This window comes from Pedobacter sp. 01N416, assembly GCF_056399685.1.
Genome location: NZ_JBFTRT010000194.1, coordinates 1 through 10,499 on the forward strand (window position 1 = coordinate 1; position 10,499 = coordinate 10,499).

A 10,499-nucleotide genomic window follows, 5' to 3' on the forward strand; every position below is an offset into this window, starting at 1 on the left:
GTTATCATTTAGTGTCAGATAAAAATATCTGACACCACGAATAAGCATAACAGTATATCCATTTTGCCACTTCCCAATAAAACTTTACTTTTAGCCATGCAGAAAATATTAATTCCGATTTTATTTTTCATTTCTACCCTGGCCTTCGCGCAAAACGACAAAACGTTTACCAACGGAAATAAAATTTATCTTCCAAATATTAAAACTGTACTTTGCTATAACAGCAATAAAGAGCAGAGCCTACCTGTAATTATGCTCAATTCTTCAGAAACGATAACTTTTTCGTTCGACGATTTACTTGCAGGCACCAAAAACTACTGGTATACCATTGAGCATTGTACCGCAGAATGGGAGACTTCGAAAATTTCGAGCATCGATTATCTAGGAAGTTTTAACGACGATCGCATCATCAATTATCGCTATTCTTCCAACACCACAAGAAAATATACCCATTACGAAATCAGTTTACCCAATACCCAAATACAGCCGAAAATTGGGGGTAATTATGTGTTAAAAGTTTATTTAGATGGCGATAAAAACCAACCTGTTATTTCGCAACGCTTCTACATCCTCGATAGTCAGGTTGCCGTAGCGGCAGAAGTAAACAATTCCATGCAGGTTGAAAACAGAAACTACAAGCAAAAAATCAATTTCACCATTAACCATGCTTTTCCCATCCCGAACCCCTACCAGGATATAAAAGCAGTAGTGATGCAAAACTTCAATGCCAATACGATCCAGGTTAACACGAAACCATCTTTTGTAAGACCAAACCAATTGGTTTATAACGATCTCAATACGAATGATTTTTGGGGAGACAACGAATTTAGAAAATTTGATACAAGGAGTTTGCGTTACAAGGCTGATAATGTTAAAGATATTTATCGCGATAATCAATCCGTAAACGTGATGCTTTTTCAGGATGCCCCCAGAACTGTTGGTGCATTTGCCAATCAGTACGATGAAAACGGAAACTTTTTTATCCGCAATACCGACGGACGTGACGATAAAACAGAAGCAGAATACATGAGTGTTTTATTTACATTAAATGCTCCGGCACCCAGCCCAAATGGCGATGCTTATGTTGTTGGCCGGTTTAATAATTACACCATGAGCAATGAAAATAAACTGTTATATGATGCCAACAGGAAACAGTTTTACGGTAATGTTATACTTAAACAGGGCCTATATGATTATGAGTTTGCCTGGTTTAATAAAGACACCAAGGTAATGGAAAGCAAACCTTTCGAAGGTGCATTCTTCCAGACCGAAAACAGCTATCAGATCTTTGTTTATTATCGCCGCCCCGGTGCGCGCTGGGATACATTGATTGGTTATACCAACCTGAGTAATAAAGTTACCGATAGGAGGTAACTCAGCTTGCAATGATGATGCATCAAAATGCAAAACAAACGATATAAGAAATATAAGCTTAAATGACCTTATATTCCTTATGTGCAAAAAAACCTTTCACCTATAATACTATTAACCTGAGTTCGATTAATAATGTGCTTTAATTTGGGTTATTTGGCGCCTTACATGAACGGTCGTCACCCTGAACTTGTTTCAGGGTCTTTATAGCAAGACGGTTTAACAGGAAAGATGCTGACCACGAAGTAGCTATTAGGCCTTTAAAACAATAAAAACTGCTAATAAAATAAATTCAGCATGACGAACGGCTAGCCAATTCGTCCTAATGAAGTACATTAATTTTTAAACATTAATCGAACTCAGGTTATTAGTCAAATAATTACAAGTGATATCGATTTAAAAGATCTTCGCCAATTAGATCCTGAAACAAGTTCAGGATGACGATAGCTTTAATTGTCAATTTGACTTTTAATGTTACATTTCTTACCTTTATTGTTACATAAGTTTTCTTTGTTTTAAATGTGGTTATTTACTTTAGCATTTCAGAAAGTAACCAGATAAACACCTAGAAAATAAGTGTGTCTAACCAAAAATTATGTTTAAAAAGTTAATTGCCGCAGCATTAATCTCCTATCCTTGTGCGCAGATTTCAGCACAAACTTCTAGTGACTCGTACACACAATCCATTAATGGAACAAAATTAAAATTCGACATGCAGGCTATACCAGCAGGCAAATTTAAGATGGGAAGTAAAACAGGGAAACCTGATGAACAACCCGTTCACGAGGTTAAACTCGATGCTTTCTGGATTGGAAAACATGAAGTAACCTGGGATATTTTCGAACCCTTTCTTTATCGCGATTACGAAAAACAAGCCAGCATAAGTGCTATTCCAGCCGAGGTGGATGCGGTAACCAGACCCACAAAACCTTATCTCGATATGACTTTTGGCATGGGTAAAGAGCATCAGCCAGCGGTAGCAATGACACAATATAATGCCATCCAGTTTTGCAAATGGCTTTATGTGCGTACAGGTATTTTCTACCGTTTACCAACAGAAGCCGAATGGGAATATGCCTGTAAAGCAGGTACAGAAACCAATTATTCTTTCGGCAATGATGCAACCAAATTAGGAGATTATGCCTGGTATAAAGACAATAGCGACAATAAAACTCATCAGGTAGGGCAAAAAAAACCAAATGCATGGGGATTATTTGATATGTACGGAAACGTTAGCGAATGGACTTACGACCAATATATCGCTGATTTCTATAGTCAAAGCAAGGATAAAACTGCAGAAAACCCTGTGGCAGTACCCGAAAAACTCTACCCAAATGTAGTTCGCGGTGGCTCTTATGATGAAATACCGAACAACCTGACATCAACAGTTAGGTTAGCGTCTGATCCATCATGGAAACAATTAGATCCACAGATTCCGAAAAGCAATTGGTGGTTCCCCGAAGCGCCATTTGTAGGCATGCGTTTAGTACGACCAGCTAAAACGCCATCAAAAGCCGAAATTGATGCTTATTATAATAAACAACCTATAAAAGACTTTTAACCGACACTATCTAACCAAAATAAAAACTAAACACATGAAAAAACCAATCAACCAACAAGATCGTCGCGATTTTTTAAAAGCGACAGCAATGCTCGCAGGTGGCGCAATGTTAAGCAGTATCCCATTGGCCGGCGCTTATGCTTCAGGATCAGATACGATTAAAATCGCCTTAATTGGCTGTGGCGACCGTGGAACAGGAGCCGCTTTCCAGGCCTTGAGCACTAAATTCAATATTAAGCTAGTGGCTATGGCCGATGCTTTTCAGGATCGCCTGGACAGCAGTTACCAATCGTTAAGTTCGAAATTTGGAGCAAAGATGGATGTTCCAAAAGAACGCCAGTTTGTAGGTTTCGATGCTTATTTAAAAGCCATCCCATTAGCAGATGTAGTGTTATTAACAACTCCTCCAGGCTTCCGCCCCATCCATTTCGAAGAAGCGGTTAAACAGAACAAACAAGTTTTCATGGAAAAACCTGTTGCTGTAGATGCACCGGGCATTAGAAAGGTATTGGCCGCAGCCGAAGAAGCCAAAAAGAAAAAATTAAATGTTGTAGTAGGTTTACAGCGCCGTTACCAGACCAACTATCGTGAGTCGATGAAACGCATTAACGATGGTGCCATTGGCGATATCATGTCGGGCCAGGTATACTGGAACAGTGGTGGCGTTTGGGTACGTCCGCGTAAAGCAAACCAAACCGAAATGGAATACCAAATGAGAAACTGGTATTATTTCAACTGGTTATGCGGCGATCATATCGTTGAGCAACATGTACATAATATCGATATTGCCAACTGGATAAAAAACGGACATCCAGTTTCGGTACAGGGAACAGGTAGCCGTGCCTGGAGAACAGGAAAAGATTACGGAGAGATTTACGATAACCACTCCATCGAATTAACATATGCAGATGGTGCGGTAATTAATAGCCAGTGCCGACATTTCGAGGGTATCAGTAATCGTGTGGATGAATCTTTTCAAGGTACCAAAGGCAAGATTTATCTTTCAGGCAGCAATCAGGCCATTATGAAAGATTACAGTGGCAAAGAGCTATATAACCACAATACCAAAGGAAACGCAAATCCTTACCAAACAGAACACGACGAACTGTTCGATGCGGTTTCTAAGGGAGAATATAAATTCAGTAATGTAGACTATGCTGCAACCAGCACATTCTCTGCAATTATCGGCCGTTATGCTACTTACTCTGGTCAAACCATTAAATGGGATGAGGCTTTAGCTTCGAACATCAGTTTAATGCCAGAGCGTTTTGCATGGGATGCGAACCCAAGGTTAATGCCTGATGAAAAAGGATTATACCCTATCGCCATGCCTGGACAAGCAAAGGTGATTTAAAACTAAACTGATGCGTTATAGGTTTTTGCTTTTCCTTTTACCACTGATTTTTGCTTTCTCCTTGAAAAAAGAAGTGAGGCAATACAAAATCAATGGTTATGCGCAGGGAACCGATTATGCTATAATGTACTATGCCACTGATAGTTTAGCCACTAAGGCAGGTATAGATAGTTTATTAAACGAAATTGATTTATCGATGTCGCTTTACAAAAAGGGATCATTGATAAATCAATTTAATGCTGCTAAAAAAGAAATCAAAACCGACCGTTTTATAAATGATGTGCTCAAAAGGAGTTTTGAGATCAATCGGGATACAAAAGGTGTTTTCGATATTACGGTTGCTCCATTGGTACAAGCCTGGGGTTTTGGGCCAAAAGAAGCTAAAAACGAGCCCGATCCAGCAGTCATTAAATCGATACTCGCCTGCGTAGGCATGAAAAACCTAAAATTAAAGAATGGTTTATTAAGCAAACTAAAGCCCTGTGTGCAGATCGATTTAAACGGAATTGCCCAGGGTTATAGTGTTGATTTAATTGCCGCTTATCTCGAAAAAAAAGGAATTAAACAGTATGTGGCCGAACTAGGGGGCGAAATTCGGATTTCAGGACCTAAACCCAATGGCGAAACCATGAAAATCGGTATTGAAGGCCCGGATAAGGATGGAACGCCTGTGATCAGGCATATCGCTGCGATAAATTCAGGAGCAATCACCACCTCTGGTAATTACCGTAAATTTCACCAGAGCGGAAAGAAAAAGATTTCACACCTGATCGATCCCAAAACAGGTTATCCGCTAGATAATGAAATGATCAGCGTAACAGTGTACGCTAATGATGCCATTACAGCCGATGGCTACGATAATGCCTTAATGGCCATGCACCTTAAAGATGCCATCGCCTTTGTAGAAAGCAGAAAAAACCTCGAAGCTTATTTTGTGTACCATCAAAAAGATGGCAAAGTGGCTGATACCTTAACTACAGGGTTCAAAAAATTAATTACACATTAATATCTATCCGTTTAAAACCAAACCGATGAAAAGAAGTGAATTTATAAGAAACAGCTTATTAACTGCTGGTGCAATAACTACAGGAGCCGGAATTACCAACACCTTTGCAGCTGAAAAGCAAAATACGTTAAGTGATAAGGTTTTTAACATGGATTATGCCCCACACCAGGGCATGTTCGAAAATCATGCGGGCAAGAGTTTTTTAGATCAGATCCAATTTATGTACGATAAAGGTTTCCGTTCTATCGAAGATAACGGCTACCTAAACCGTTCAGTAGAAGAACAGGAAAAAATTGGAAACCTCCTGGCGAAACTGGGTATGCGCATGGGCGTTTTTGTGGTAGATGGAGGCGATAACTGGAAAACCTCTTTAACCACTGGCAAAAAGGAATTTAAAGACAAATTTGTAGAAACCTGCAAAAAATCGGTTGAAGCCGCAAAACGTTGTAATGCAAAATGGCTTACCGTTGTACCTGGGTTTTATGAACGCAACCTGCCTTATGGCAATCAATTTGCTAACGTAATTGATGCCATGCGTGCCGGAGCAGAAATTTTCGAACCCCACGGTTTGATTATGGTTTTAGAAACCTTGAGCGATACCCCAGAGCTTTTCCTGCAAAAAACAAATGAAACCTATGCGGTTTGTAAAGCCGTTAAAAGTCCTTCGTGTAAAATCCTTTACGATATTTATCACATGCAACGTACAGAAGGCGACTTAATTAAAACCATCGACCGTTGCTGGGATGAAATTGCCTACATCCAGATTGGTGATAATCCGGGCCGAAAAGAACCTACAACCGGCGAAATCAATTATAAAAATCTATTTAAACACCTGCATAAAAAAGGTTATAAAGGTGTGATGGGCATGGAGCATGGCAATTCGAAAGGTGGAAAAGAAGGCGAATTGGCTGTTATTTCTGCTTACAGGGCTGAGGATAACTTTTTGTAGGTAATAAAAAATCGTCATTGCGAGAAGGCTTTTTCAGCCGACGACGCAATCTTACAACGATCGCTACCAGCGAGTGCATTAAGATTGCTTCGTGCCTCGCAATGACGATTTATTGAGCCCTACCCCCCTTTCAATACCCACACCGATACACTTCCCGCATTGCAATGAAACTCCGCCCAACCATTTTCATCAATGGTTACTTCTTGTTGTCTGTAACCTAAAGCATCAACAAAGGTTTTTCCGGCAAAGTGTTTACCGATTTCCATTTCTTTATACCCTTCTTCTCCCGTGCTTAACAATACTGCCAAGCCACTATTTTCATGTTCCTCATCACCAGCACGGGTCCATCCTACGCAAATGCCGTGGTCAAAATAATCGCGTTGCTCACCGTAGGCTAAGGCCGTACGAATTTTACTCATGGTTTCTACTGCAGGAATTGCGACCAGCTCCACATGTACCTCATCACCTTCTTTGTCTTTATCATCATAAATCCCTCCATACAGATCAGGAAAGAACAAACACGGAATACCCTGTACACGCAACAGAATGATAGCATAAGCCAAAGGTCTGAACCAAAAATCGACGTAAGATTCCAGTGCCTGCAAAGGTTGCGAATCATGATTATCAACAAATGTTACGGCCAGATCTGGCTTTACCTGAACCAGGGTTCCATCAAAAATCGTCCGCATATCAAATTCCTCGTCCTTACTCGCCAGGAAAAAATTATGGTGCAAAAGCGAATCAAATATTTGGGTCCGCCCACCTGTAATCTCAATATATTTTAATTGTCCTTCCCTATCCACCACATTCCAATCTTCGGCCACAATAAAAAATTCGCGGTTAAATTTTTGGTTCAGGTGATCGATCCACTCTACAATAAAATCCGGATTGATATGTTTAACTGCATCTAACCGAAAACCATCTACTTTGGTGGTTTCCACTATCCATTCGCCCCAGTACTTTAACTCTTCAACTACAGCCCTGTTGCGGTAATCGATATCGTTAAACATCAGATAATCATAATTGCCCAATTCGGTAGAAGGGACCTCTTCAAAACCTTCTCCTAAATAATTCTGGATCGAATAAATAGCCGTTTTTTGGAGGTCTTCGGCCCAGTCTACCCCACTAAAACACTCATGATTCCATATAAATTCAGAATATTTGCCCTGTCGGCCAGGAAAAGTAAACTTCGTCCAGGCCTCTATTTCGAAAACATCGCTGGTAAATTCGTTTCTATCTTCCGGATTTACAGTTCTAACGGCTATTTTTTCGAGTTCGTCGCCCCCGGCTTTGTGGTTAAAAACCGCATCGGCCAAAGCGCCAATTCCATTATGGTGCAGGGCTTCAATAGCTTTGATATATTCATCTTTGGAGCCATGTTTGGTATTCACACTTCCTTTCTGATCGAACTCGCCCAAATCGAACAGATCGTAAACCGCATACCCAACATCGTAAGCCGCATTGTTTGATTTATAGGCTGGAGGCAACCAAACAGCGGTTATGCCAATTTCTTTTAAATGACTCGCTTCGGCAGCTACTTTAGTCCACAAATTTTGTTCTTCGTTATAATACCAATGGAAAAATTGGATCAGGGTCTGGTTTTGCATTAAATTCGATTTTTTGTATGGATAACATGATTTTTTACGAATTGTTTTTTGGTTTTACAGGAACACCCCTACACAAGCTTTTCCCGCTGATTTCGCTGATGCCCGCAGAAAAACAACTTAAATCTACGAAAATCCATTTGATCTGCAGGAACCACCTTGCCTATGTCTTCCCGCTAATTGCGCAGATCACCGCAGAAAAACAAAATAATAAATCTGCGAAAATCTCTTGAATCTGCGGGAACAATTTTATGCGTGCTTTTCCTGCTAATTACGCAKATCAYCGYAGAAACAACTTCCAAATCCGCCAGAATCTAAGGAACCGCTTTTAAAACATAACGCCTATTCAAAAATTAATTAGCCGCCGAAACACAGAAATCACAGAGGAGATTAAAGTTTTTCCGTGTTTTTCGTGCTTCCGTGGATGTAATTACCATTGAGGCCAAAGTGACGAGAGCTTTTAATACTTCAGTAGAAGTTCGATTAGATGTTTGGGCAGAGAATATTCCAAGTGGTGCACGCCAAAAAAGTAATGAGGCTTATTATACCTTTGTTGCGGTAGATCAGAGTGCCCGTACCATCCCTGTGCCAGAACTAATACCAGAAACACCCGAAGAAATTGACTTATTTGACGGGGCTTTACGCCGCAGGCAATTGCGTTTGGTTTTAGGTGGAAAAATGAACCCTGATGATGCCAGCGAGCTAAAGGCTCTTTTCTTTAAAGCATAATTTTTACATTAAATTTCTTTTTGCTTAGCATGATTGTTTTATTTTAGCGGTTTACCCTACGCTGAAAAATATGACAACTTATACCATCCTTATTATTTTAAGCGGATTAGTTATTTTCTCTTATCTGTTTGATTTAGTGGCAAGTAAAACCAAAGTACCATCGGTTTTATTGCTGCTCCTTCTAGGTATTGGTTTACGTTTGCTGGTCGATAACCTTAAGATACAAACCTTCAATTTCCTCTCCATTCTACCAACATTGGGTACCGTAGGCTTAATTTTAATTGTTTTTGAGGGTTCTCTCGAGCTTAAATACGACCGGCATAAAAACAAGGTTATACGCAGTGCTTTTTTCTCTGCCCTAAGCATTTTAATGGGAACTATTGTGGTAATAACCAGTATTATCTACCAGATTACTCACCACGATTTATATACCTGTATTGCAAATGCCATTCCCTTTAGCGTAATCAGCTCAGCTATTGCCATCCCTTCCGCAGCGGCATTAAACAATACCGATAAAGAATTTGTAATTTATGAATCTTCTTTCTCTGATATTTTAGGCATTATCATCTTCAATTTTGCCATTACCAACCATTCGATCAATACGTCTGCTTTTATTGGCTTAGGTTTAAGTACCTTCCTCATCCTTTTACTATCGGCCATTGCCTGTGTGGTGTTATTGTATGTAATGGGCCGATTGGTACACCACATTAAATTCTTCTTAATTATAGCCATACTGATACTGGTTTATGCCATTGGTCAGTCTTACCACTTATCCTCTCTGGTGTTGATTTTGAGCACAGGCCTGTTTCTGAATAATGCCGATACGATTGAGAATGCCTGGTTTAGAAGTGTCTTTTTATACAAAAATTTAACAGCCGATTTATCCCAGCTCTATCAGTTATCGGCCGAAAGTGCTTTTATTCTGCGTACTTTTTTCTTCGTTATTTTTGGCTTTACCATGAATATTGGCGACCTGAACAACAAAATTGTACTGGCCAACGGCTTTTTCATTTTAATATCGATTTACATTATCAGAGTGGTATTTCTCAAAATATTCAAAAAAGAAAACCTGAGTCCGATTTTATACATTGCACCCCGCGGCTTAATTAGCATTTTGCTTTATTTCAACCTGCCAGCTTCCTTAAAAATACCTGAGGTGGGTACGCCATTCCTGTTCCTGGTTGTACTGGGATCGAGTATTGTAATGACGTTGGGGATAACCTTAAGCAAGAGAAATAGTGCGGTTCATTAGTTCATTGGTTCATTGGTTCATTGGGTTGATCGTATAGATTCTAATAGAATGATCGTCATCTCGACTGTAGCGCAGTCCCGACATTAAGTCGGGAGAGAGATCTATCTAGACAGATATATCTTCATTTGTTTAAACCGGTTAATCCACTCCAAACGCCCAACGCCACACGCCAAACACCTAAGGTTTAAATGAAGATGAAATGCTTTTTAGCTGGTTCAGCTCGGCCAGCACATTGGGATTGGCCTGATAATAAATGGAATAATAACTGAGTTCGTTTAACTTATTTCTATCTATTTTATTAAAGTTAAAACGTGCTAAATTCGGATTAATGGCATGGATAGGCAGTGCAACAGCATTTGCCATTGCGGTAAAAACCACAGAGAATACAGTTGCCGCTGCGTCTTCCTTAAAAGTAGGTTCTTCCTTGCCCCATTTATCAACCATTTTACCAGCTGTATTCATTTTATATTCTTCTGCCCGATCTTCACCAATTTTAATAAAACTCATTCCTTCATAGCCCTTTTTAATCGTTCTGATCTGCACGGTTTTAATTTCATTAATCGGAACCTTAATAAATTCGCCATCATGATTTAGGATCGCATCTACTGAATCTACTTTGTATAAAATCCCTTTGTATTTTCCATTTTGGGTTTTTAGAATGGCAATGTAAGGT

At 39.7% G+C, this 10,499-nt stretch carries 8 protein-coding genes and 1 pseudogene; 7 read left to right on the forward strand and 2 right to left on the reverse strand.

All coding sequences use genetic code 11. The features are described from left to right. The first annotated feature begins 96 nt into the window (after positions 1-96). The 5 genes from AC1DND_RS12575 to AC1DND_RS12595 all read left to right on the forward strand — a co-directional run bounded on the left by AC1DND_RS12575 (position 97) and on the right by AC1DND_RS12595 (position 6,241). A complete protein-coding gene (locus AC1DND_RS12575) occupies positions 97-1,374 on the forward strand; it encodes a type IX secretion system plug protein (protein WP_477582034.1) in 1,278 nt (425 codons plus the stop codon). 592 nt (positions 1,375-1,966) lie between these two features. Continuing rightward, positions 1,967-2,932 (forward strand): formylglycine-generating enzyme family protein, encoded by a 966-nt coding sequence (locus tag AC1DND_RS12580; protein WP_477582036.1) that lies wholly within the window; start codon positions 1,967-1,969, stop codon positions 2,930-2,932. A gap of 34 nt (positions 2,933-2,966) precedes the next feature. Further along, on the forward strand, positions 2,967-4,286 hold the full coding sequence (locus AC1DND_RS12585) for a Gfo/Idh/MocA family oxidoreductase (protein WP_477582037.1): 1,320 nt from the start codon (positions 2,967-2,969) through the stop codon (positions 4,284-4,286). Between the two features lie 10 nt (positions 4,287-4,296). After that, positions 4,297-5,292, forward strand: coding sequence for an FAD:protein FMN transferase (locus AC1DND_RS12590; protein WP_477582038.1), 996 nt, complete (start codon positions 4,297-4,299; stop codon positions 5,290-5,292). A 25-nt stretch (positions 5,293-5,317) separates the two neighbouring features. Continuing rightward, the gene (locus tag AC1DND_RS12595; RefSeq protein ID WP_477582039.1) at positions 5,318-6,241 is read left to right on the forward strand and encodes a hydroxypyruvate isomerase family protein; all 924 of its coding nucleotides are present in this window, start codon (positions 5,318-5,320) and stop codon (positions 6,239-6,241) included. A 119-nt stretch (positions 6,242-6,360) separates the two neighbouring features. On the opposite strand, the gene AC1DND_RS12600 is transcribed toward AC1DND_RS12595, so the two are convergent. Then, positions 6,361-7,848: an alpha-amylase gene (locus AC1DND_RS12600; protein ID WP_477582040.1), complete on the reverse strand. Its 1,488-nt coding sequence runs from the start codon at positions 7,846-7,848 to the stop codon at positions 6,361-6,363. Positions 7,849-8,268: 420 nt separating this feature from the next. Between AC1DND_RS12600 and AC1DND_RS12605 the strand changes: the two are divergent. Next, positions 8,269-8,574: pseudogene (locus AC1DND_RS12605) on the forward strand (acyl-CoA thioesterase); the annotation flags it as partial. A gap of 70 nt (positions 8,575-8,644) precedes the next feature. Beyond that, a complete protein-coding gene (locus AC1DND_RS12610; RefSeq protein WP_477582042.1) occupies positions 8,645-9,826 on the forward strand; it encodes a cation:proton antiporter in 1,182 nt (393 codons plus the stop codon). A gap of 177 nt (positions 9,827-10,003) precedes the next feature. Here the strand turns inward: AC1DND_RS12610 and AC1DND_RS12615 are convergent. After that, the coding region (locus AC1DND_RS12615) for a hypothetical protein (protein WP_477582044.1) at positions 10,004-10,499 on the reverse strand (496 nt) is incomplete at its 5' end.